Origin of the sequence: Nostoc sphaeroides, from assembly GCF_003443655.1 — a bacterium.
Classification (GTDB): domain Bacteria; phylum Cyanobacteriota; class Cyanobacteriia; order Cyanobacteriales; family Nostocaceae; genus Nostoc; species Nostoc sphaeroides.
Genome location: NZ_CP031941.1, coordinates 5,404,969 through 5,427,606 on the forward strand (window position 1 = coordinate 5,404,969; position 22,638 = coordinate 5,427,606).

Below are 22,638 nucleotides of genomic sequence, written 5' to 3' on the forward strand. Positions count from 1 at the left end.
CGGGCAGGATGCCCACCCCACAAGATGGATAATTTATTTATTGGAAGTCCCTAAATGATATTGTGTCTGTTCAAGAATACCTTGTCCTCAAGGACACGCTAGGCGATCGCCAATTAAAATCCGTGACATCTCCTACACTTCTGCTTCGCAGTAAGTGTAGGCTTCCAAGACAATCCGGCTATTGCTTAGGAGACTCTTGGCTTTAAGAACGGAATGCCCTACCGCCCTTTTCTTTATATTAATCGCAGCATTATGATCCCTATCCAAGTTGCATGAACAATGAGGACAACTATGCCATCTCTCATGCAGCTTTTTAGGAACTTTAGCCCCACAATTAGAACAATCTTGAGATGTGTTTTTTGGGTTAACAGCTATCACAAGCAAACCAGCATTTTCGGCTTTATTTGCAAGAATTGATCAAAAGCTTGACCACCCAGCATCATGAACTGACTTTGCTAGTTTGGACTTTGAAAGTCCTTTGATGTTTAAACCCTCATGGACTATGACATCATATTTTTTGAGTAAATCATTAGCAGTTTTGAAGTGAAAATCCCGACGTTTGTCAGCAACTTTTTTATGTTGCCTACCTAGTTGCTTAACTGCTTTTTGTCTCCCTTTACTGCCCTTTTTACGTCTAGATACTCGCTTCTGAACCACTATGTTGCGTTTTTGTGCTTTTCTATAATGTTTTGGAATAGCAACAACTTCACCTTCAGAAGTTGTTAAGAACTCTTTTAATCCCAAGTCAATGCCAGTAATCGATTCGGGATTAACGTCGGGCTTAACAGTAGGAACTGTAGGGTCTTCTAGACTTAAAGTGATGTAGTATCCATCTGCTTTTTTGGTGACAGCAGCAGTTTTAATTTTGAAACCAGTAGGTAGTTGACGATGCAAAACAACTTTTATTAACCCCAACTTTGGGAGATTAATCAAGTTATCCTGCAAGCAGTCTTCTTTCATCTGAGGATAAGTGAAGGTTTTGTATCTACTTCTAGATTTAAACCTTGGTTTGCCACTTTTCTGACCGTTGCTATCACCTTTCAGAAATCTGTCAAAAGTTACCTTAACTCGCTTGACAACATCTTGCAAAACTTGTGAATAAATATCACCGTAATGGGGATGACTTTTCTTCAGTTCAGGCAATGTTTTCTTTTGAGAGTAGTAGTCTGGATTATCTCTTAATTCTGGGAGATGACAAACTAGTGGACAAGCATTGACAGGACTACGGTTTTGTTCGTACCAATTAAATCTATCTGCCAACAAATAGTTATACTGAGCGCACAACATAGATAACCATCTATCTATCTCTGCGGCTTGCACTTTTGTTGGACGTAGCTTGTACTGGTATGCAATCCTCATTTCTTGATTCTCAGCACCAGATATACTTTATCCTAAAAGGGTAAACATTGTGTACCCATTATGAAAAATTCTAGATTAAGTGTCAGAATGTCAACACGTAGATTAAACAAGCTGAGGCAGTATGCAGCAAATAAGGATAAAACAGTGACACAAATAATTGAGGATTGGATCGATAGGTTGCCAAGCTCCAAGACTGATGATTCCTCATCGACCAACTGCCCTCTCAATCCGTAGGATTGAATTAGTTGTTGGTCAATTCGTCATCATCCAAAAATTCATCCCACACTGCCTTCGGTCAGATGTGGGGCTTCTTTTTGATTTAGCTAAAAAGCCGATTCCATACCATAATACTTTTGACTTCCGCCTTGCGGCGCTAGTCGTTTGTAGGCTTGTTGTTTACCCTAAAATACTTGACTAACCTTAGTGCAAAACTGTAGCCTCAAACTACCCTTATCACTGCCTATAGGAAAATGGGATAATTTCCCGTAACCCTTGCTACTACGTATTTTACGTATATTCTGCAAAACTTGAGTAAAAAAAAGCAAATTAATTAACTTATGGTAACTAGGATATATGATCATTCACACTTCGATGAAAGCACTAACGGGGTTGTTTTAATGGTCGAGCCATACAGCCAAAAAGAGCAGATACAACAAGTTGTCTACCGCATTTTAGATGCCAATTTAGATCGCGCTCGTGAGGGCTTGCGAATTATTGAGGAATGGTGTCGCTTTGGGTTGAATAATGCCCAGCTGGCTCTTGAATGTAAGCGTTTGCGACAAGAGGTAGCCAAGTGGCATACTTCAGAATTGCGGGCGGCGCGAGATACACCAGGCGATCCTGGGACTGAGTTAACCCATCCTCAAGAAGAACAACGAGCTAGTATCAAATCGGTGTTACAAGCTAATTTTTGCCGGATAGAAGAAGCATTACGGGTGTTGGAAGAATACAGCAAGCTTTATCACCCAACTATGGCCAAAGCTTGTAAGCAGATGCGCTATCAGGTTTATACCCTAGAAAGTAGTTTAATGGGTCATCAGCGCCATCAATTGTTATGGCGATCGCATTTGTATCTTGTTACTTCCCCACATGAAACTTTGTTGAACAACGTCGAAGCTGCACTCAAAGGGGGCTTAACGCTTTTACAATACCGCGACAAAACCGCCGATGATTCTTTGCGTCTGGAACAAGCTAGAAAACTTCGCCAGTTATGCCATATCTACGGTGCTTTGTTCATTGTGAACGATCGCGTGGATGTAGCTTTAGCTGTCGATGCAGATGGGGTGCATCTAGGACAACAAGATATGCCCATTGCTGTTGCTCGGCAATTACTCGGTTCGCAACGTCTGATAGGTCTTTCTACCACAAATAAGGAAGAAATGCAAGCAGCAATTGCGGAAGGTGTAGATTATATTGGCGTGGGGCCAGTTTATGAAACTCCGACAAAAGTAGGTAAGGCAGCCACAGGTTTAGAATATGTCAGCTATGCTGCTAAAAACTGCTCAATTCCCTGGTTTGCCATTGGAGGAATAGATGCCAATAATATCAATGATGTGATCGATGCGGGAGCCGAACGTGTAGCGGTGGTGCGATCGCTCATGCAAGCCGAACAGCCCACCCTAGTGACTCAATATTTGCTCTCCCAACTCAATCGCATTAAACCAGAATTTTAAAAGAGTCATTAGTCATTAGTCATTAGTCCTTTGTCATTAGTAAGTAACCAATACCTAATACCCCATTCCCCATTCCCCATTCCCCACTCCCCACATTATTTATGTCTAATGAGATTACCATTCAGGTAAATGGGGAAACCCATAGCTGTTTGTTTCAAACTTTTTTACCCGACTTGCTCCAAGAATTGGGTTTCAATCCCCGCTTGGTGGCTGTAGAATATAATGGCGAAATTTTACACCGCCAGTTTTGGGCGCAAACAAAAGTGCAACCAGGCGATCGCTTAGAAGTGGTAACTATTGTTGGCGGTGGTTAGTTGATTTGAGTCAGCAAGCCCAAATCTTTCAAGCTACGTCGTGTAATTTCGATGCGGGCGGGTGCATCCTCTGCTTTATCCATATCAAGGGTTGTTGCGAAAAAGTAGACGTTTTTATTTTGCTCTAAATAACCTACGAACCAACCAATGTTTGGTTTGGTACTTGTTAACCATCCCGTCTTCCCCCGCAGTGTGTAGTCTGGAGTTTGTTCGCGTATCATAATATCTTTGACAAGATTTATTGTCCTTTGGGAGAAAGGCAAATCGCCTTGATATAACCGTTGCAAAAACTTAATTTGCTCTTTGGGTGTAATTTGCAATAACTGCTGTTGTAGCCAAAAACGATCAATGTCTGCGGCTGTGCCAATTTGACGGTTTCCGTAACCTACTTTGTTAATAAATTGCTGCATTCGTTCATATCCAGCCCTACGTGCTAGTACTTGATAGAACCAAACAGTTGAATCTTTAAAGGCTTGACGCAAATTCGTATCATGATTCCAAGCATCAATTTCTCGGTGAATTCCATCCCAAGTTAGAACCGCCACATCATCAGGGACTATACCTATTTCTAAAGCTACCAGCGCGTTAAAAATTTTGAATGTCGAAGCTGGAGCGATCGCAGTTACATTACGTTGAGGATTGTGTTCATAGAAGCGGTTATTTTTTGAATCGTAAATCAATATTGAGCCTTCACGCCCGAATTCTTGAAAGTGTCGCCCCAAATTTGGTGTTTTAATAGTAAGACGTTCAGATGAGGTTGAAGCAGGTTGAGCCACAACATACATTGCCCCAAAGGTAATTACACTTAATACAGCAATACATCCAATAACTGTAAATATAACAGCTTGTGTTCGGTAACGCCCAAGAGATCGCCACATACGAAACAAGATATTTTTCATTGCATATTTCATGGAATCACCAGCAAGATTCTACACTGCAATATTGCTCATTTTCAAAGCTATTGATTATACAATTTAAGTTGAAGAATCATACAAATGAGTTGCTAATGGCATGGCATTGCCATTTTAATAAATATATATGTATAGCAATCCGATTTGATTTCTGAATCACTTGTAGAGGTAAGGGACTGGGGATTGGGGACTGGGGACTGGGAACAAAGAATAAAGGTGTACTGAGTTTTGTTCAAAAATCAAATATGAGTCCTATATCAGAGTTTTTGTGAATTAGTATTATAGGTTATTTATCAATAGCACTTATATTAATCTTATACAGAGGCGCAGAGAAAAGCGATAATTGCTTTGGCAGACTGCTGGATTATCGCCAGAATTAGTTAAAGCAGCGTGGAAAATTTCTCAAAATACTCTCATCAAATAAAATTAAAACCCCTATTTTAGTATTAGGGCGCGGAAGCAGACTTTGCTTACATAGAATCGATTTCCAGCCGCCTAGATTATTCTTTTTAGAGAGTTATTAAACAACTTTAAGTTGATTGACAGAATTCTTATATTTTGGCATCATTATCAATAATAATACAAAATTCAGAATTCAGAATTTAGAATCAATTAGTAGAAAATTCAAAACCGTCACTTTCTACTAAAGCACCAAACTTTTATTTCGGTGTGAGGCTTCAACCCATTTATTTATCCACCAGTTACACAGAATTAAATTTCTTAATTCTGGCTACTGAATTATGTTTTATTAGCTGAAGTATTTTTGGAGTACTATAATGCTGAAAACAACTTCTCAAACTGAAAAAGATTCTTTTTCTATTAGATTTGATGACCTTAATGAAGGTTCATTATCTGAATTAAGCTTCGACGAAGCCTCTGAAATTACTGGAGGTTTTCAAGTTATCAATGATTCAGGTGAGACGAGAGCTTTTTATAATTTTGGAGCGTCCGTACTGGCAGAACGCCAAGTTTTACAACCTGGAGAAACTGGTGATTATGATGGAGAATATATTTTATATAATTCTTCAAGAACCTCATTTCAACCAAGATTGTCACCGAGGCTTGCTTCAGATGACTTTGTAAGTTTTCGTCGGCAGGGAAGTAATACCATAGTTCTTAATACTAGTGGAATTATCGCTCTTGCCAGCGCGCCATTAAGTCCTGAATTCTAAAATTGGTGTAGCTTAGGGAGCCACTGCGCCCTTGCGGTTTCACCACTTGTACCCCTGTGGGGAAGCAAGCTACGCGCAGCGTTTCCCATTCTCCTCAGGGCTGTGTGAGCAGGCGAGCAAAGCTCATTGGTGTCAAATTAACCTAAAAGCCATGTCCCGCAAGGAACTGAAGTTCCAAGAATAATAGCGAAAGTCATCTGAAGATGACTAAATATAGACAAAAATCTTTAGTCTACTTGAGTAGACTTTAGCTAAAAGCCAAAGAACTTTAGTTCAAGGCGGGTGGGGAAGCTTTCAGATAAGCTATTTGTAACTTAAGTTGACACGCATGAGCAAACCTCGCCTCCTACCCCCTATATGTACTTCAGTGACATTAGTTTTTAGCATTCGCTCAAGGTGAATTCATCTTACAAAATCGCGTTTATCCCTCTGATTTGTAAAGGGATCTATGAAGGGTTCGACCCTTGGCTAATTCTTTACCTTTGCGGCCAAGTTGCTCACGTAGTTGCTGATCTTTACACAACCGATTGAAAGCTTGAAACACTTCATAACCAGAATTGGGATTAACCAGTATTCCATTCTCTTCATGCTGAACTGTGTCTAGAACACCGCCTAAGCGAGGGGCAATTATCGGCTTACCGAAGTAACTTGCTTCTAAATAAACCATACCAAAACCTTCCATGCTATTAGCTTTAGTATCCAATAAAGTCAGCATGGCAAATATGTCGCAAGCAGCATAATAACCAGCTAATTCTCGCTCAGGCACATATCCGGCAAAGTGGATGCGCTTATCTACCCGCAAACGATGCGCCAGAGATTTCAGTTTAGATTCGCTTGACCCTTGACCACAGATTATATAGTGGACATCGACCCCAAAAGTTAGCAATAGTGGGATGTTATCAATTATTTGGTCGAAACCTTTATGTTTTACTAGCCTGCCGATGGAGAGAATAACTATTGCTGAATCGGGAATGTTGTACGCCTGACGCACACGAACACGTAAATCATCAAGGCTACTGGGGCTTGCTACATTATTACCAAATTTTTCTGGTCTAATTACTGGGTTAATGATGTGGGTAGGAGTATCTAATCGGAAAGCAGTTCTGAGGTAGTCTCTTGTATAAGAACTGTTACAAACAATGCCTTCGGCTCTATGAAGTGTTAATCTAAATAGCGATCGCAGCACTGGATTGTGTAAAGTACAATGAAAATCATTGCCGTGCAGATAGATAAAATAGCGAATAGGTAATAAATAACTCAATAGCAACAGCGAAGGGAAATCATAGCCGTGGCCCCACTCTATATAACGGTAGTGATAGCGAAAATAGAGTTTGATTGCTAAGACAAATGAGCAGACGATATTTACCCAAGGCTTCACGATACTTTCCACAAAGCCACTACCCCAATATCTAGGATAAAACCAGCGATACACGGGAAACTGTTGACCTTGATCAAATACTTTGTCTCCTGAGCAACTAGCCGCCAGCACAATTACTCGTTCTGGATCTTGGAGACAGCGATTGTAAATATATTCCCCAATTACAGCTTCTTTCGGCAGGAAAATCCGGGATATGACTAGGATATCTGGGTATGCAGCTTTGTCTCTGATTTCGGCTGTTAGTTGAGAAATATGTTCCATAATAAAGCTGATAACTTTACTTCAAATAATTTTTAATTTATTTACAATTAGGATTATTTTCAAAGCCTTAATTCTTATTTTATTTCTTTTAAAACGAATGTGGTAGACAAATTTGCAGCCGATTTTACAAGATTAGCCAGAAAGATTGTTTTTTTATTGTGTTGATTTTATTTTTGCTCCAAATTTCTCACTACTTGAGAATTTATGTGCATGATGAACAATAAATAAAAGCTAAGACTTGTATGTAACTAAATTGATCAGTAAACAACTATTGCGAAAATTAGGAAATCTAGCTAAGTTCAATAGAATATCCTGAATCCTCTAGGCTGTTCTGAACTTTTCACTCTTATCCGGGAAACCTCTCTTCTATTTCTCTCTTCCTTTAAGGCTACGGTGTACACATAAGTCGAAAAAAGCTCGATTTACCATTATTCCTTGTTTATCTTGTTCCCAGGCGGAGCCTGTGAATGCCTGATTAGGGGTTGCTGCTTCCAGTTAGAAATTGAGTCTCTGACTCAATGAATGCATTCCCAGGCGCAGCCTGGGAACGAGGAAAGCCTTATAAAGCTATGTAAAGTGCTAGTCCAAAACCTAGCAACAATAGTTTCTATAATTGTGAACATATCTTAAGGTACGGTTCCCCAGTCGAGAAATCCCCCCTGCGATCGCTGCCTACCCAACAGAAGACGCGGTAAATTGAATATGTAGCCTTTAAAAGGCTATGCTACGTGAATGCTACAAAGCAAGCTTTTACAGGCTGGCCTTAGCGACATACCGCAACACTCCTACCAGCATGGGGAGAAATCATAAATAATTCAGTTTTCCAAGCGATAGTATTATGCGTAAAAAACTACAACAAACCATCAAACCACTGTTAAAAAGCTTCTTAGCGCTAGGACTAGTGTTAACTTTGATTCTTAGCCACGCCGATGGAGCATTAGCGGCCCGCAGTGGGGGTCGAATCGGTGGTGGCTCCTTTAGAGTACCTTCTAGCCGCACCTATACACCCCGCACTTATGCACCTCCTGGCGGAGGCGGATATTATCCTGGTGGTGGTTTTGGTGGTGGTTTTGGCTTTCCCTTCCTACTTCCTTTCTGGGGTATTGGCGGAGGATTTGGTGGTCTATTTAGCATCTTAATCTTCTTTGCGATCGCTAATTTTATATTGCAAACTTTCCGCCGCGTCTCTGGCGGTGAAACTGGTGAAGCAGATTACACCAGTAACTCTCCGGTTTCTGTGACTCGTTTGCAAGTAGGTTTGTTAGCTCAAGCCCGTGAATTGCAAAATGAACTCAACCACATTGCTGAAACTGCTGATACTAACACTCCAGAGGGGAGAGCAGAAGTTCTCCAAGAAGCCAGCCTAGCTTTACTCCGCCATCCCGAATACTTTGTATATGCAGGTGGTGGCACTCAACAAGCTAGTTTAAATTCAGCTGAAAGTCAGTTTAATCGCCTGTCACTGGCAGAACGCAGCAAGTTTAGCGAAGAAACTATTTCTAACGTCAACAACCAGCTAAAAGCAGCCCTTGCCAAAGATGCTTTACCTCCGGCTGGTGAACTCGACAACCCCACCCGCCTATTTACCGAAGGCCCTGGTGAATACATTATCGTCACCTTGCTGGCGGCGACATTAGGTAAGTTTGAAATCCCCACAGCGATTAACAGTGCTGATGATTTGCGTCAAGCTTTGCGGCAAATTGGTAGTATCCCCAGTGAGAAACTTCTGGCAATTGAAGTTCTTTGGACTCCGCAAGCTGAAAATGATACCCTGACATCTGATGATGTACTAGCCAATTATCCTGATTTGAGACTTGTTTAGGGAACTCCAAAAAATAAATTATTCCACATTAAAGTCGTTGACTGTTGACTGTTGACTGTTGACTGAAAACTCGTGAACCATCAACGGTCAACAGTGAACAATAGCAATGGAATATTTTTTTACTTGGAAGTCCCTTAACAAACAGAATTCAGGAGTCAGTCGCCAGAATGGGCTAAACCTTAGCTATCCCCTAACAGAATTGAATTCTGAACGAAAACAAAGCTTTGAGAGATTGCCTCGTTCCCAGCCTCTGGCTGGGAATGCCCGTCCTTGAGGCTCCGCCTCAAGACTTGCGGCAGCAGCCCAATAGAATAGCATTTCCAGCCTCTAGGCTGGAAACGAGAGTTTTAAAAGGGTTTGGGCTTAAGTTGACACCTACGGGCATTGCGCCTTGCCCCTACGAGAAATCTATATGTATCAGGATTTTCGTGAATTGCTATACCCTTTGAGGGCAATAACTAGAAAACCGTTTGTCAATGACAAGCGGTTTTTTGTATAACTTAGATATAGCAGGACTTACGCACTGAAAACTGAAACCAGATCCCTCCTAAAAAGGAAAGAACCCTAAAAGCCGCCTTTTTAAGGGTGTTGGGGTATCTCTGATGCCTAAGTCCTACATACTTATATATTTTAGAAAAATTATTCTTAGCCAAGACTTTGGTAATATTATCAAAATGCATTATACGTAGAGCGTTATCTTATGCCTAGTGTTGAAGCCGACGAAAACCGAGAGCATCGCATTAAAACAGAGATTATTGTAGATGCTGAAGATAAAGAAGATCGGGCAATGGGTTGGTACTATTACCTCGAAGAGACTCTGAATTTTCCCTTTATGGCTAAATGGACTAAGAAGGGACGCAAATCAGGTTCTACCGAGGAGAAACCAGTGGAAGTGCTGGGAATGGCCCCAGATGATGAGTGCTTAAAAGATATGCTTGTAGAAGTGGCTTACATTAATGGTAAAGATGATGATGTATATTCTGCAAAGTTATCTGAAATAATAGCAATTGATGCTGATAGCGAAACTGAAGAAGCGATCGCAGACTGGCTCTATTGGGTTGCTAGAGGATATAAATTTTAAATTTTAAGATAAATATCGAATGACGCGGCAGGGATTGCCAGCAGCGACAACATTCTCAGGTATATCTTTGACAACTACACTGCCAGCACCAATGGTTGTGTTATCACCAATGGTTACACCTGGACAAATAATTGCACCGCCACCAATCCAGACATTATTACCAATGTTAATTGGGGCAGCTAATTCTCTCCCAGAAAGACGAATTTCTGGATCCGTCGGGTGATAAGCAGTATAAATTTGCACATAAGGAGCGCACAAGACATTTTCACCAATATGAACTGTATTGCAGTCTAAAATTACACAGCCATAGTTCATATACAATCTGTCGCCAGCAAAAATATTACTGCCATAGTCACAGTGGAAAGGTGGCACAATTAATACTTTGTCACCGATCCTTCCAAATAATTCTTGCAAAATTTGCTGCCGTTGCTCTTGCTGTTCTTCGGTTGTAGAATTGTAACTTCGCAACAGACGACTAGCTCGCTTACTTTCGGCAGCCAATTCTGGATCTTCCGCCAGATATAATTCGCCTGCAAGCATTTTCTGTTTTTCGGTTTTTTCCATGACCAACTTATGTAGCTTCTCGATTGTCTAGGATACACCTTAGTAGCGGCTAGTACCGCAAGGCGGAAGTCAAAAGTCAAAAGTCAAAAGTCAAAATCAATACAATGTAAGCGTTTCATTGATTTTGAATGGGTCGGTTATTTATGCCGCGCTGTACTAGTAGTCTGTCCCATTAATTTTGCGGGGTTGTAGAGACGCGAAATTTCGCGTCTTTACAGGGTTTTGGTAACAAACTAATCAATCAGAATTAATGAGACAGAGCACTAGTAATTAACTAAATATGGCATAAGTAGCCTTTCCCTGCCTTTTAGCTCGGTACATAGCAATATCAGCATCCCGTAGTAGAGTTGCAGGCTCCTCATAATTACTAAAATTCCAAGTAATACCAATGCTAGCTGTAGTAGATAACTGATATCCATTCAGGTTAACTGGCAATCGTAAGGAGTCTTGAATCCGTTTAGCAACATTGGTAGCGTCGGTAATATCTTTAATATCCTCCAAAAGTAATGTAAATTCATCGCCACCAAATCGTGCTACAGTATCGCCACCGCGTAAGCACGACTCTAAACGTCTAGCGATCGCTACTAAAAAATCATCCCCTATTCCATGCCCAAAGCGATCGTTAATCTCCTTGAAGCCATCTAAATCTAAAAATAAAACTGCAAAATAATAATCGTTTCTGCGTTTGCTACGTTCAATTGTTTGTCTGAGCCGATCTAAAAATAAAACCCGATTCGGTAATTCTGTCAGCCCATCATAAAACGCATTACGCATCAATTGCGCCTCTGTCTGCTTGCGTTTGGTGATGTCTTGAAAAACTAAAACCGCGCCAGTAATATTGCCATTTTGATCGCGGATGGGTGCAACATTATCACCAATGGATATTTCTTTGCCATCTTTGGTAATCAGTGTACAGTTTTCTGGGAAATTTAAAACTTCACCTGCTTCGATTACATCTGTCGCTAAATTTTCAATTCTTTCTCCTACATCTTTGTCAACTAAATTAACAACTTCTACTAAATCTTTTCCAAACGCTTCACTTTCCTTCCAGCCAGTGATTAGTTCTGCTCTGGGATTCATCATCTGAATACAACCATTTGCATAAGTCACAATCACTGCACAACCCATGCTGTTAATAATTGCCATCAGCCTCTGTTTTTCTTCGTATAATATCTTTTTGATCTGATGTTTGTACAGAGCCATTTCAATTGCCAAATGTAAATCACTTTCAATAAATGGTTTGACTATGTAACTAAAAGGCTCATTTCTCTGATTTTTTGGCACTGTTTTATATTCAGAACAATCTGTTAAATATACTACAGGCACATGGAAATCATTCTGAATAATATCTGCTACATGTACACCGTTAATTTCTCCAACTAGGCAGCTATCAATTAATACTAAGTGCGGATGAGTTTCTGCTACCTTTTTTATTACCTCTTCACCAGACTTAGTTATTTCTGAAACTGAATAGCCTAATTTCTGTAAACTATTTCTAATATTTGAGGCTAGGATTTTTTCATCCTCAACAACTAGGATTTTGCGGGCGAACATATTACAATAACCTGTTTTCTAAGGTTCAGATTTTTGTTCTGAGTATCAAATCATATAAAGTTCATTATTTTATCATAAACAATTTCTAACTATTCTGTCTTCTTGCTTGATATAAATACTGAGTCACCAGCCAATAACATCATGTTATTAACCTCCAATAATTTCTGTACTTGTCAAAGCTAATTCTGATTATTCTATACGGTTAATATCAAGTTATTAACCATAATATAAATTACCATGTAATTACTAGCAATCAAAAAATGATTTTCAGAAATATGTAATAATTTTTCTTAAGAAAATAAATATCAAGTATAGTATTGATGTAAAAATTAATCAATGAATAAAAATTCATTCAATCACAATATAGGACTTCTATGTAAGTGAAAATAATATGGTGTGTTTTATTTAATATAATGGTATCCACTCACTATAATATTACTAAAAATTAATCATTATCTGGAATTAAAAAGTTTAATACCGCTTTGTCTACAAAGAGTTTTGTCTCAGTCGGGGTCTAAATTCCCGTCATAAACTGTGTGAAATTTTCAATGGTGAGTGAAATGGTATTATTTATAACTATTTATAGCAGTTACCGCACAGAAAGGGTACAGAAAAAATAATTAAGCTGATATGCGTCTAAATTATATAAACATTCTTTATAATTGTTAACGGTTGAGTGAAATCTTGCACCAGTCCCAACAACCGCCTCAGAATGAATTCTGAGGCTAATAGCTAAAGTCCACGCTTAGTGGACTTTAGCTGTCAGCCCAGAAATTTATTTCTGGGCGGGCGATGGTGCTAATCGAGAATGCTGCAAGATATCAGTTGACGATTGACAGTTGACGGTCATCAGTCATCAGTCATCAGTCAACGGTCAACAGTCATCAGGTAAATGTACAATGTTATTTGCGTAACAGCTTAACCACAGATAAACGTATATACTCGTAGAGGCGCACATCTGTGCATTGGTGTCCATTTAAACTAGAAATAGCAAAACTTTCGGCTTGACTCAGCCGCCTGGAACTAAAGTTCTTTGGTTAATAGCTAAAGTCTACTGAAGTAGACTACAGTTCCCATGCAGATGCGGTACAAGATTATATCGCGAGGTGTAAGGGCACGGCAGTGCCGTGCCCCTACGGGTGTACCTCACGTAAACGAGAACCGCTATAAAGATTTTTGGGTGTATTTAGTCCTCAAGAATAGATATTGAGAAAAGAACACCTTCTGTGCTTTAGAGATTGGGCTTACTTTTAGTCAGTTCAATGCTAATTTTGCCACCAAAGTCTGGAATAGGTGCAGCAGGTTTGCTCAGAATGACTTGGACTTTTGTTACCCGATCGCACTCTTGGAGAATAGAATCTGCGATCGTTGTTACCAATTTCTCTATTAAAGCAAATTTAGACGTTTTCAGCAGATGTTGTATCAAGCTAATGACGCTGCGATAATCTAAAGTGTCTTCGATCGCGTCAGTCTTGGCCGCTGTGGAGATATCCAACCATAACCTCACATCTACCTCAAACCATTGTCCTAGCACCTGTTCTTCTGGTAGATACCCAGTGTAGCCATAGCAGCGAATTCCCGTTAAATGAATGCAGTCCATAAATGTTTGAGAGCAAATTGTGCATTTTGTAGAAACTTGAGCAAGTTTGCTTGGGGATTTTCCTGACCACAAACTCGCGTGGCGATGTTGGGTTCCATCTTTGCATTTGTCAAATCCCAGATGGATTTTAAATTGATCCCTAGATAAAATCTAAAATTTAAGATTGTTTTATAGTATGTTTGATTTAATGCCGATCGCTTATAAAAATGTTAATCAACTTTGGGCTTATATTTTAACAGAGACGCTAAAGCGGTTGGGATTGACTTGTGCTATTATTTGTCCGGGATCGCGCTCTACACCCTTAGCGATCGCCTTTGCTCAACAAGCACCCGATATTGAAGCGATTTCCATTCTCGATGAACGTTCCGCCGCCTTTTTTGCTTTGGGACAAGCTAAAGCAACCAGTCGCCCTGTAGTACTAGTTTGCACTTCTGGTACAGCAGGAGCAAATTTTTATTCAGCAGTCATTGAAGCCTCATATAGTGGCGTTCCACTGTTGATATTAACCACCGATAGACCCCCAGAATTGCGAGATTGTCACTCTGGGCAAACTGTAGATCAATTGAGATTATATGGAAACTACCCAAATTGGCAAACAGAGTTAGCCTTACCCTCTGCTGATCTGGGAATGCTAGCTTATCTGCGACAAACGGTAATTCATAGCTGGGAAAGGGCGCAAACTCCTGCAAAGGGGCCAGTACATTTGAATATTCCCTTTCGCGATCCTTTAGCGCCTCTTCCTGATGGAATTGACTTGAGTTATTTACAATCACAGTTTCATCCAGAAGACTTTTTCGCAGGAATAGCAAACCCATTCTCTATTCCCCATACTTCGACTGCGCTCAGTACAAGTTCCCCATTGCCTATTCCCCAACAATGGAAAGAATGCGATCGCGGTATCATCATCGCAGGTGTTGCCCAACCGTCGCAACCACAGGAATATTGTAGAGCGATCGCGCACCTTTCCCAAACTCTCAAATGGCCTGTGCTAGCTGAGGGACTTTCCCCAGTCAGAAATTATGCCGAACTCAACCCTTATTTAATTTCCACTTATGACCTGATTTTGCGAAATCAGCAACTAGCAAAGCAGTTAGCGCCCGAAATGGTTATTCAAGTGGGTGAAATGCCTACAAGTAAAGAATTGCGTAGCTGGATAGATGCAACCCAACCGCGACGCTGGGTAATTGACAAGAGCGACCAAAACCTCGATCCTTTGCATGGGAGGACGACGCATTTACGGATATCTGTAGAAGATATAAAAGCAGAGGAGATAAATTTATCCTTCTCCTCAGACTATTTGCAGCAATGGTGTGATGTGGAAACGAAAGTCAGGTTAGCTGTTGATGAGACGATGGGGAAAATAGATGAAATCATTGAGAGTAAAGCAGCTTGGTTAATTTCTCAGATTTTACCGCCGGGAACGCCTCTATTTATTGCCAATAGTATGCCTGTGCGGGATGTGGAATATTTCTGGAAACCGAATAATTTAGGAGTGCGATCGCATTTTAACCGGGGTGCAAATGGCATTGATGGCACATTATCCACAGCTTTAGGAATTGCCCATCGTCAGCAAAGTAGTGTGATGTTAACGGGAGATTTAGCGTTGTTGCATGACACAAATGGTTTTTTAATCCGCAATAAATTTGTCGGACATTTGACGATTGTGTTAATCAATAACAATGGCGGTGGCATTTTTGAAATGTTACCCATTGCCAAATTTGATCCGCCATTTGAAGAGTTTTTTGGCACTCCCCAGGATATTGATTTTGCTCAGTTGTGCGCTACTTATAATGTGCCGCATGAATTGATTACTTCTTGGGAGCATTTGCAGCAAAGATTAAACCCACTAACAACCACGGGTATGCGGGTTTTAGAGTTGCGGACAAATCGAAAGACAGACGCTAACTGGCGACAGGAGAATTTACGGCAGTTTGCCGCAGATTTTATAATTTAATTAACCCAATGGATTTTGCTAAAATATAGCATTTAGGTAAAAAGTAAGAACCGTTTATGGTATCAAACTTAAAGATGCTTTACCATAATTTTTTCCAATAATAATGCTGTTCACCAGTATTACTTGATCATGGCTTTAAGCAAAAATCAATAAACAGTGCTGAATAGGGAGCATCAGTTTTAAGTTTTCAAATAATAAATATTGATTATTTAGTAAAGCATCCAACTACTATCATCTGTTATAGGATTAATTTCATCATCAAAATCATAGGGATTAATGATGTATTGTATTAAGTTTTGAACTTGCTTCGTATTATCGTAGAAACTGACATTATTATCTTTTAAAGCATAAAAAAAAGCGTCTTCTGCAATATAATTCTGGTCGATTTTGGGAAAATATCCTTTGATATTTGCCTCATAACATAAAAGCCAGTTTTTAGAATATAAATTCTTGTCAGTTAGATCATGTCTTACTATACTTTGCCATTTTTTAAAATCTACTTTATCTTTAATAACATCATAATTTTGATATAAATCTAAAGCAACAATAGCTACAACAGAATCCTCTAAGTCAGAAATTGCTTGAACTGTTTTTCCTTCAATTGGTATATTTAGTGTCTTACTTAACCATAATGCCCATGAAACCTCATGACTATGATTTAGATTACTATGTTTACAAATTAGCGAATTAATTGTAAAAGATATTTTTTCTTTATTTAATTTATATCCTAACATCGAATAGCTAAGTAGTATTTCTGTGGCTACAACTAATGCATTGGGTGCAACCATAATTGATTGTAATATGAATGATTCATAGAGATTCCAATTATCAGGTTGTATACAAGTTTTACTGATTTTGCGAAGAGCATATTTAATTACAAAGTCCTCTGGAAATAACTTTGAATATTCAAATACTTTACTGAAGTAAGTTATGATATCACTATGCTGTTCTACTATATTTCCATCACTAATAGGATATCTTCTCATCTCTGACACCCAAATTGGCTCAATAGATTCGGGAAGTTCAACAATAAAAGTTTTTTCGGAATTATTTTCTAATTCAAACTCTTGAAGGATTTTGTGTATTTGAGAAAGTGCAAACTCTGCATCTGAAAGAGAGTTGAAATATAAATAATAATCATCCATATAACGAAATCCATCAAAAATAAAAGGTATTACTTGTTTAAGTTTTTTATCGATGGCAGAACCAATAATTTCTGCTATGATCAATGATGAATCAGTTCCAATAGGAATACCTAAGGTCTGTTGATCTTGTGTATTACGAACGCAACGATCAATTTTGTTTCCTATTAGAGACTCACTTCTATTGATTTTAGAGATATCTTTTCCATGAATAGCCCACGGAATACTATGAGTATAAATAGTAGAATAAAACCTTGAAATGTCAGCGTGAAGACAATAAGAATAACCTACTGAATGAATAACCCGCCAATCTAGCAAATCTTTGTAATTGGCAGATACAGCCCGTTCAAGAGTTGAATCACTACTAAGAGAAGATTCCATGCCTGGAAAAGATTCTGTATCTGAGGAATGTTCACTTCTTTTCTTACAGCAAAATAATAATGGTTTATATAGAAAAGAAGTTTCAATAGATTCCCTCACCTCTTGCCAATTATCAGATAATGTATTACATAAAATAATTTGATGGAAAGGATTTGGAATTGCTAAATTACGGCGGGAGTATTTACTTTTAGGAAATGAATAATAAGAGCATTTACTAGAAGACTTTTTTGGTGTTTCTTGAACAATGCTATTAATTTTATCTAAATTAGTTGCAAGTCCTTCTGTTGTAAATGCTGGCACTAACTCTTTAGGAAAGAAACCGCTTCTGATAAAATCTTCGGTTTGAATAAGAGGAGAATTGGTTTGTATCATTGCACTATAGTTTTAAATCTTAAATAAAAGTATGTTATAGCACATAAATTACAGCATTATTAACTAGAGATAGGAATAAAAAGCTAAGGCTCTTAGAGGCTGAAACTCTTTCTTTATAGTTACAAAATCTTTACATCGCCAAAGCTCAAGCTTCCAACTGTTCCAGCGATAATGCCTGAATTTTGGCTAAAAGTTCCTCAGCAATTTTATCAAATAGTCGTTTTAACAGTCGGAGGAGGAGCGATCGCCCTTCTCCCCTACGTGAAACTTACCCGCTTTGTTGATGTTGTAACCACCTTTCCAAATCAGCAAGAGTAGAGAAATCCAGTAAAGCATCACCTAAAGCTTCCAACTGTTCCACCGATAACCCTTGAATCTGAGACAGAAGCGCATCAGGAATTGCACCCACAAGTCGGTTTAACTGTCGTAAAATGACCTTTCTTTCTCCTTCTTCCTTCGCTTCCCGAATCGCCCGTGGTTCTTCCAAATTCAGTCCCAACATCGTTGCAATCTCCTCTCGACTAAGCTTAGAAAACTTGTAGAAAATAATCGTCGTGATTAAATCAATTATCGCTTGCTCCGATTGTTGCTGTGCTTGCTCCAACAAAAACCGCGCCCCTTCCACTGCTTCAGTTTCAGAAGTAACATTTGTCAGCAACATCAAACCCAATCCCAAAGGTTGTTCTCGCAAATCCCCCAACTCATCCAGATAAACCCGCTTGATTTGACCACTTTCTAACAAAGCGCGGTGAATCGAAGAAGAAGAAGGTTCCAGACTGCGAGAAGCAAAAATTATGACCCCAAACCAGTCATCGTAACGAATAGAGTTGCGGTAGAGAAACAAAAACAATTCGCTAAAGAAGCGGTGATACAGGTCTTCATCCTTTTGAAACTGGACTTCAGCAAAAAAGACGGTTTTGGAAACTGCATTCGCCGGAGGTAAAAATACTCCATCAATCCGAAACGCCGTTTCTTTCACCTCAACCGATTCAAACTGGTAGTTTTGGGCTTCTGGCGGTGGTTCATCTACTAATTCAAACAGCAAACCGGGAAATTGCTTAAATAATTTGTAGAAAATGGTGTCACGTCGCATTTTTATTCCTCAAGACCCAGACAATTACCAAATTGTAAAGGCTTGAGACAGCAATTTTAGCGTAGGCGTAGCCCACCGTAGGTATCGCATGTCCCTACGTCCGCGATAAAATTCTTGAAGCAACAGCGCACTCCATACCAATGCAAATTAACTGGCAAACTGCCAAAACCTACGAAGATATTCTGTATCAAAAAACTGATGGCATTGCAAAAATCACCATCAACCGTCCTCATAAACGCAATGCTTTCCGTCCTGAAACAGTTTTTGAACTGTACGACGCTTTCTGTAATGCTCGTGAAGATACTACTATTGGTGTCGTCCTATTTACTGGCTATGGGCCACATACTGATGGTAAATATGCCTTCTGTTCTGGTGGCGATCAAAGTGTGCGGGGACATGCAGGTTATGTGGATGATACTGGTATCCCTCGCTTGAATGTCCTGGACTTACAACGCCTGATTCGTTCCATGCCGAAAGTGGTGATTGCTTTAGTAGCTGGATATGCGATCGGTGGTGGACATGTCCTACACTTGATTTGCGACCTTACCATTGCCGCCGATAACGCCATTTTCGGACAGACTGGCCCGAAAGTCGGCAGTTTCGACGGTGGTTTTGGAGCTAGCTATCTCGCCCGCGTTGTCGGACAAAAAAAAGCTAGAGAAATTTGGTTTCTCTGCCGTCAATATGATGCACAACAAGCGCTAGAAATGGGCTTAATTAATTGTGTCGTCCCAGTGGAACAACTAGAAGCAGAAGGTATTCAATGGGCACAGGAGATTTTAGAAAAAAGTCCGATCGCAATTCGGTGTCTCAAAGCCGCCTTTAACGCTGATTGTGATGGACAAGCTGGTTTACAAGAACTTGCTGGTAATGCCACCCTACTTTATTACATGACAGAAGAAGGGTCTGAGGGCAAACAAGCCTTTCTCGAAAAGCGCCCACCAGATTTTCGCTCTTTTCCTTGGTTACCTTAAAATTAATTGCAAAAATCGCACCCTTTATCGAGGTGCGATTTTTGTAGATATCAACTTTTACAGCACTAAAAATTTAAAAAAAAATCTTATCTTAAGCAAACTACAAAATCAGTTCAGTAATAATGAATGACTAAATAACGACTGCTTTAGCCTTTACCTGTTCAGATATAGAGGCAGCTATTTCTTCTACAGGGGCAACAGCATTGCCTAAATCTGAGGCTAAAGATTGACAAGATGTTAAAACTGGAGCTGCATCTGGTAAACCCCAAGCATCTTCCAAGGTTTCCCAAGAAGGTGCAAAAGGTGGAAGCGCCAAAGAGCAAGCCTTCCAAGTTGCTTGAACTGGCGCTCCCAATTGCTGACACGTTCCACCACGGCGACCCTCTGGCTGGTAATGACGGCAATATTTACAGGCAGATGCTAAAAATTTAATGGGTTTCATTTGGATTCATCTTTAGTGCCGTTTCCGGCTGAATTTCATCCTTATATTCTGCTTCTATATATAAAGATAGAGAAAAGCCAAAAAGTCATTATTTTCTATAGCTTTCAGCGATCCCGACGAAAAAATAAACTTTAGGATATTTTTATATTCTTGTTATATTTTTCAATAATGCCTAGAGTGGTTGCCTATGGATTTTGGCTAAAAATTATTAGGGATCAAGACTAAAACCAAAGCTTTTGATTTATCTAGCCTTTTAAGTTCCTCCTTAAGGATAGCTTAAGGCATATAATTTCAGATAAATAGTCTGCTTTTTATACCACGTTAGGCATACTTTAGCAGTAAAATATATTTTTTCTCAAGGATCAAAAATATATTTTATGTAAAGCAGCAAGTTAGTAGAGGATAAATTCTGCTCAAAGAATAATCGCTAAACTATTTTGCTTTCAATTTAAAACTGTTTAGCAGCACAGACAGAACAGACTTCCCAGCGCTGGAGTTCGCCGGGTGGGGTGGGAGATTGACACTGGGGACAAAGGGGTAAGCCATGCGATCGCGATCGCATAATCTTCGTCCAATTTCCAAAAGCAGCATTTACATCCTTGGTGGGTGTAACATCAGGGTGGCTAATCTCATCACCAAGATAACTGGGATGCTCATGGGGCGAAACCGTTTGTTGCTGTTTTCTCTCCACCGATGGATTCTTCCAGTTAGCAGTAGAGAAGCGAATATCAACCAGAGGTGTTGGTAAGTTTTTATTCAACTTTAAAAGCAGAGACGAGCGACCAAAAGTCAGGTTTTGCGCCCAAGCAGCACTAGAAGTTGCTACCGACAAAACATCTCGCTGAATCGACAATGGTCGAGTATTTGCGGCAACCACTGGCCCAACAACTTCTGGCCAAAACTTGAGCAGGCGTTGAAATGGTTGCTCTTGCCATTTAGCCTGCTTTTCTAGAATGCCTAAAATATCATTAATTGATTTCAACGACATCATTCAAAGTGCTGAGTGGGGAGTGGGGAGTGGGGAGTGGGGGAGATGAGGGAGACTCAAATCAGTGAACAGTTATCAGTGAACAGTTATCACAGACGATTTTCTTAACTGATAACTGACAACTGATAACTGCCCAATGCCCCATGCCCAATTCCCAATCTATCTATTTAAATAATTTTCGCTACTATTGTCACAAATATATCTAAAGTTAATTCCAGCAATTTACGTTTGAGGTACAGAGGCAATGACTCAAAACCCCCTGAATGATTCCGGTACTCAATCGTCTAAAACACCTGGGTTGAAACCAGCACTAGCAGCAGCGCTAGCGAGTTTAGAAGTGCCGCTAGATCAAGAGTTAGCTCGATACCGACGCACCCGAACTGGTTTGGTGGCATCAAAGCAGCACCGTGTTGCAAGTTACATGAGCAGTCAACCCCAGCCGTTAACTGCCATCCCTACAAGATTGGGCACAACTCAGTCATCAGTAACGGAAATTAAAACGAACCTGCCGCCTGCATCTGTACCCGTGAATCATCAGGGAACCCCAGCGCCAGCTACGGCAAAAATTGATATACCACCGACATCTTCTCTAGCTGTGAATCCTCAAAAGAACCCAGCGTCAGCTATGGCAAAAATTGAAGAACTAAATAATCTCAATGTGCCCTCCACCTCAGATTCTGCTACACAAACTCACCTTCCGCCGCCGCCGCCCAACTTTAGTAGCAGCATCGTGCCAGCAATAGTTAAGGATACTAAGAGCCAAAATCTCTTGCAGACAGATGACACCCCTAAGCACCCAGATGACTATTTGGAATCTAGTGAAGCACTGCTGCGAAGTCTAACAGAAGAACAACCAGAAACCAAGAAACCAAGTAATTCTAGCGATAGTCTACTATCACCTTTGGGTATCGGTTCGATGTTGCTGCTATTGGTAGCGAGTCTTACCTTGGGTTATGTAGTGTTCAATCCCAAAAGCTTACCACAATGGAATTTAGGCAAGTTGTTTAATGGGAACTCGTCTCCCGCACCAGAAAATACTCAGGAAGTCGGAAGTACTGTCCAACCTCAGATCCAGCCACCAAGCACATCTATACCCAAGTATCCCAATCTAGCTGCTGAAGAATTTCCTGAGGTGAGAGACGCCAATGATGTAGTTGGCTTAAAACCCAAAGTCCAACCAACCCTCGCAGTAGTGCCTAATCCAGTCGTTCCCGAAAAAAGAGCAAATCCTCAAGCGCCATTGCTTGACCCCAACACAGCCCTAAAACCGACAAATCCGCTTGTAGCACCAGTACCGACAGTACAGCCCTTGCCTCCCCTGAATTTGCCTCCCACTTCAACGGTAAATACCTCACCCAAGCCGGATGCAGAAATGAAACCATCAACAGATGGGTTCTATCATGTAGTTATAGATAATAAAGACGCAGCTTTAGCCTCAGCACGGCAAGTAATTCCCGATGCTTATCTATCACCCAACAAAGAATTAGTTTATTTGGGTGCTTTTAAGACTAAAGAGCAAGTACAACAACATCTGGAATTGTTACAGGCAAGGGGAATCAAGGCACGGGTTCAGCAGCCATAAGTTGCAAAAATCTACGATACC

General features: G+C 40.1%; 19 protein-coding genes and 1 pseudogene. 9 read left to right on the top strand and 11 right to left on the bottom strand.

The features are described from left to right. Nucleotides 1–132: 132 nt before the first annotated feature. A pseudogene (locus D1367_RS24040) lies at nt 133–1,359 on the bottom strand (RNA-guided endonuclease InsQ/TnpB family protein). A 617-nt stretch (nt 1,360–1,976) separates the two neighbouring features. On the opposite strand from D1367_RS24040, the gene D1367_RS24050 reads away from it, so the two are divergent. Then, complete coding sequence (locus D1367_RS24050) at nt 1,977–3,032, top strand: thiamine phosphate synthase (protein ID WP_225892427.1); 1,056 nt, start codon at nt 1,977–1,979, stop codon at nt 3,030–3,032. A 101-nt stretch (nt 3,033–3,133) separates the two neighbouring features. After that, on the top strand, nt 3,134–3,346 hold the full coding sequence (thiS, locus tag D1367_RS24055; protein WP_118168792.1) for a sulfur carrier protein ThiS: 213 nt from the start codon (nt 3,134–3,136) through the stop codon (nt 3,344–3,346). Here the strand turns inward: thiS and blaOXA are convergent. After that, nucleotides 3,343–4,245: a class D beta-lactamase gene (gene blaOXA / locus D1367_RS24060; RefSeq protein ID WP_220450976.1), complete on the bottom strand. Its 903-nt coding sequence runs from the start codon at nt 4,243–4,245 to the stop codon at nt 3,343–3,345. The genes thiS and blaOXA overlap by 4 nt on opposite strands. A gap of 788 nt (nt 4,246–5,033) precedes the next feature. On the opposite strand from blaOXA, the gene D1367_RS24065 reads away from it, so the two are divergent. Further along, nucleotides 5,034–5,429 carry a hypothetical protein gene (locus D1367_RS24065; RefSeq protein WP_118168794.1) on the top strand — a complete coding sequence of 132 codons (396 nt, stop codon included), beginning with the start codon at nt 5,034–5,036 and terminating at the stop codon, nt 5,427–5,429. Between the two features lie 421 nt (nt 5,430–5,850). Here D1367_RS24065 and D1367_RS24070 read toward each other — a convergent pair whose 3' ends face one another. Further along, on the bottom strand, nt 5,851–7,068 hold the full coding sequence (locus D1367_RS24070; protein WP_118168796.1) for a glycosyltransferase family 4 protein: 1,218 nt from the start codon (nt 7,066–7,068) through the stop codon (nt 5,851–5,853). An 838-nt stretch (nt 7,069–7,906) separates the two neighbouring features. On the opposite strand from D1367_RS24070, the gene D1367_RS24075 reads away from it, so the two are divergent. The 3 genes from D1367_RS24075 (at nt 7,907) to D1367_RS24080 (ending at nt 9,971) form a co-directional block, all read left to right on the top strand. After that, entirely contained in the window at nt 7,907–8,890 is a 984-nt protein-coding gene (locus D1367_RS24075; protein ID WP_118168798.1) for a DUF1517 domain-containing protein, read from the top strand. A gap of 106 nt (nt 8,891–8,996) precedes the next feature. Then, complete coding sequence (locus D1367_RS31255) at nt 8,997–9,164, top strand: hypothetical protein (protein ID WP_181984948.1); 168 nt, start codon at nt 8,997–8,999, stop codon at nt 9,162–9,164. Between the two features lie 426 nt (nt 9,165–9,590). Then, on the top strand, nt 9,591–9,971 hold the full coding sequence (locus D1367_RS24080) for a calcium-binding protein (protein ID WP_118168800.1): 381 nt from the start codon (nt 9,591–9,593) through the stop codon (nt 9,969–9,971). Nucleotides 9,972–9,974: 3 nt separating this feature from the next. Here the strand turns inward: D1367_RS24080 and D1367_RS24085 are convergent, their stop codons facing one another. From D1367_RS24085 to folB, 3 genes are all read right to left on the bottom strand, one after another. Continuing rightward, nucleotides 9,975–10,535, bottom strand: coding sequence for a sugar O-acetyltransferase (locus tag D1367_RS24085; RefSeq protein ID WP_118168802.1), 561 nt, complete (start codon nt 10,533–10,535; stop codon nt 9,975–9,977). A 270-nt stretch (nt 10,536–10,805) separates the two neighbouring features. After that, the gene (locus D1367_RS24090; RefSeq protein ID WP_118168804.1) at nt 10,806–12,089 is read right to left on the bottom strand and encodes a GGDEF domain-containing response regulator; all 1,284 of its coding nucleotides are present in this window, start codon (nt 12,087–12,089) and stop codon (nt 10,806–10,808) included. Between the two features lie 1,231 nt (nt 12,090–13,320). Beyond that, on the bottom strand, nt 13,321–13,689 hold the full coding sequence (gene folB / locus D1367_RS24095) for a dihydroneopterin aldolase (RefSeq protein ID WP_118168806.1): 369 nt from the start codon (nt 13,687–13,689) through the stop codon (nt 13,321–13,323). Nucleotides 13,690–13,864: 175 nt separating this feature from the next. On the opposite strand from folB, the gene menD reads away from it, so the two are divergent. Then, nucleotides 13,865–15,643, top strand: coding sequence for a 2-succinyl-5-enolpyruvyl-6-hydroxy-3-cyclohexene-1-carboxylic-acid synthase (gene menD / locus D1367_RS24100; protein WP_118168808.1), 1,779 nt, complete (start codon nt 13,865–13,867; stop codon nt 15,641–15,643). A gap of 209 nt (nt 15,644–15,852) precedes the next feature. Here the strand turns inward: menD and D1367_RS24105 are convergent, their stop codons facing one another. From D1367_RS24105 to D1367_RS24115, 3 genes are all read right to left on the bottom strand, one after another. Next, the gene (locus D1367_RS24105) at nt 15,853–17,538 is read right to left on the bottom strand and encodes an RNA-directed DNA polymerase (RefSeq protein ID WP_118168810.1); all 1,686 of its coding nucleotides are present in this window, start codon (nt 17,536–17,538) and stop codon (nt 15,853–15,855) included. 145 nt (nt 17,539–17,683) lie between these two features. Then, a complete protein-coding gene (locus tag D1367_RS33375) occupies nt 17,684–17,767 on the bottom strand; it encodes a DUF4351 domain-containing protein (RefSeq protein WP_118171638.1) in 84 nt (27 codons plus the stop codon). Between the two features lie 39 nt (nt 17,768–17,806). Next, complete coding sequence (locus D1367_RS24115; RefSeq protein WP_118168812.1) at nt 17,807–18,631, bottom strand: DUF2887 domain-containing protein; 825 nt, start codon at nt 18,629–18,631, stop codon at nt 17,807–17,809. A gap of 140 nt (nt 18,632–18,771) precedes the next feature. Here D1367_RS24115 and menB point away from each other — a divergent pair, with 140 nt between their 5' ends. Continuing rightward, nucleotides 18,772–19,605: a 1,4-dihydroxy-2-naphthoyl-CoA synthase gene (gene menB, locus D1367_RS24120; RefSeq protein WP_109011247.1), complete on the top strand. Its 834-nt coding sequence runs from the start codon at nt 18,772–18,774 to the stop codon at nt 19,603–19,605. 130 nt (nt 19,606–19,735) lie between these two features. Here the strand turns inward: menB and D1367_RS24125 are convergent, their stop codons facing one another. Further along, nucleotides 19,736–20,047: a hypothetical protein gene (locus D1367_RS24125; RefSeq protein ID WP_118168814.1), complete on the bottom strand. Its 312-nt coding sequence runs from the start codon at nt 20,045–20,047 to the stop codon at nt 19,736–19,738. 448 nt (nt 20,048–20,495) lie between these two features. Continuing rightward, nucleotides 20,496–21,035 carry a DciA family protein gene (locus D1367_RS24130; protein ID WP_118168816.1) on the bottom strand — a complete coding sequence of 180 codons (540 nt, stop codon included), beginning with the start codon at nt 21,033–21,035 and terminating at the stop codon, nt 20,496–20,498. A gap of 244 nt (nt 21,036–21,279) precedes the next feature. Between D1367_RS24130 and D1367_RS24135 the strand changes: the two genes are divergently transcribed. Continuing rightward, nucleotides 21,280–22,617 carry a hypothetical protein gene (locus D1367_RS24135; protein WP_118168818.1) on the top strand — a complete coding sequence of 446 codons (1,338 nt, stop codon included), beginning with the start codon at nt 21,280–21,282 and terminating at the stop codon, nt 22,615–22,617. Nucleotides 22,618–22,638 lie beyond the last annotated feature (21 nt).

Excerpts from the sequence above, each read along its gene's own strand:
- D1367_RS24050 (WP_225892427.1), top strand. The coding sequence starts at position 1,977 with ATGGTCGAGCCATACAGCCAAAAAGAGCAGATACAACAAGTTGTCTAC.
- D1367_RS24080 (WP_118168800.1), top strand. The coding sequence starts at position 9,591 with ATGCCTAGTGTTGAAGCCGACGAAAACCGAGAGCATCGCATTAAAACA.
- D1367_RS24125 (WP_118168814.1), bottom strand. The coding sequence starts at position 20,047 with ATGAAACCCATTAAATTTTTAGCATCTGCCTGTAAATATTGCCGTCAT.
- menD (WP_118168808.1), top strand. The coding sequence starts at position 13,865 with ATGTTTGATTTAATGCCGATCGCTTATAAAAATGTTAATCAACTTTGG.
- folB (WP_118168806.1), bottom strand. The coding sequence starts at position 13,689 with ATGGACTGCATTCATTTAACGGGAATTCGCTGCTATGGCTACACTGGG.
- D1367_RS24115 (WP_118168812.1), bottom strand. The coding sequence starts at position 18,631 with ATGCGACGTGACACCATTTTCTACAAATTATTTAAGCAATTTCCCGGT.
- D1367_RS31255 (WP_181984948.1), top strand. The coding sequence starts at position 8,997 with ATGGAATATTTTTTTACTTGGAAGTCCCTTAACAAACAGAATTCAGGA.
- D1367_RS24130 (WP_118168816.1), bottom strand. The coding sequence starts at position 21,035 with ATGTCGTTGAAATCAATTAATGATATTTTAGGCATTCTAGAAAAGCAG.
- blaOXA (WP_220450976.1), bottom strand. The coding sequence starts at position 4,245 with ATGAAAAATATCTTGTTTCGTATGTGGCGATCTCTTGGGCGTTACCGA.
- thiS (WP_118168792.1), top strand. The coding sequence starts at position 3,134 with ATGTCTAATGAGATTACCATTCAGGTAAATGGGGAAACCCATAGCTGT.
- D1367_RS24135 (WP_118168818.1), top strand. The coding sequence starts at position 21,280 with ATGACTCAAAACCCCCTGAATGATTCCGGTACTCAATCGTCTAAAACA.
- D1367_RS24085 (WP_118168802.1), bottom strand. The coding sequence starts at position 10,535 with ATGGAAAAAACCGAAAAACAGAAAATGCTTGCAGGCGAATTATATCTG.
- D1367_RS24105 (WP_118168810.1), bottom strand. The coding sequence starts at position 17,538 with ATGATACAAACCAATTCTCCTCTTATTCAAACCGAAGATTTTATCAGA.
- D1367_RS24070 (WP_118168796.1), bottom strand. The coding sequence starts at position 7,068 with ATGGAACATATTTCTCAACTAACAGCCGAAATCAGAGACAAAGCTGCA.
- D1367_RS24090 (WP_118168804.1), bottom strand. The coding sequence starts at position 12,089 with ATGTTCGCCCGCAAAATCCTAGTTGTTGAGGATGAAAAAATCCTAGCC.
- D1367_RS24075 (WP_118168798.1), top strand. The coding sequence starts at position 7,907 with ATGCGTAAAAAACTACAACAAACCATCAAACCACTGTTAAAAAGCTTC.
- D1367_RS24065 (WP_118168794.1), top strand. The coding sequence starts at position 5,034 with ATGCTGAAAACAACTTCTCAAACTGAAAAAGATTCTTTTTCTATTAGA.
- menB (WP_109011247.1), top strand. The coding sequence starts at position 18,772 with ATGCAAATTAACTGGCAAACTGCCAAAACCTACGAAGATATTCTGTAT.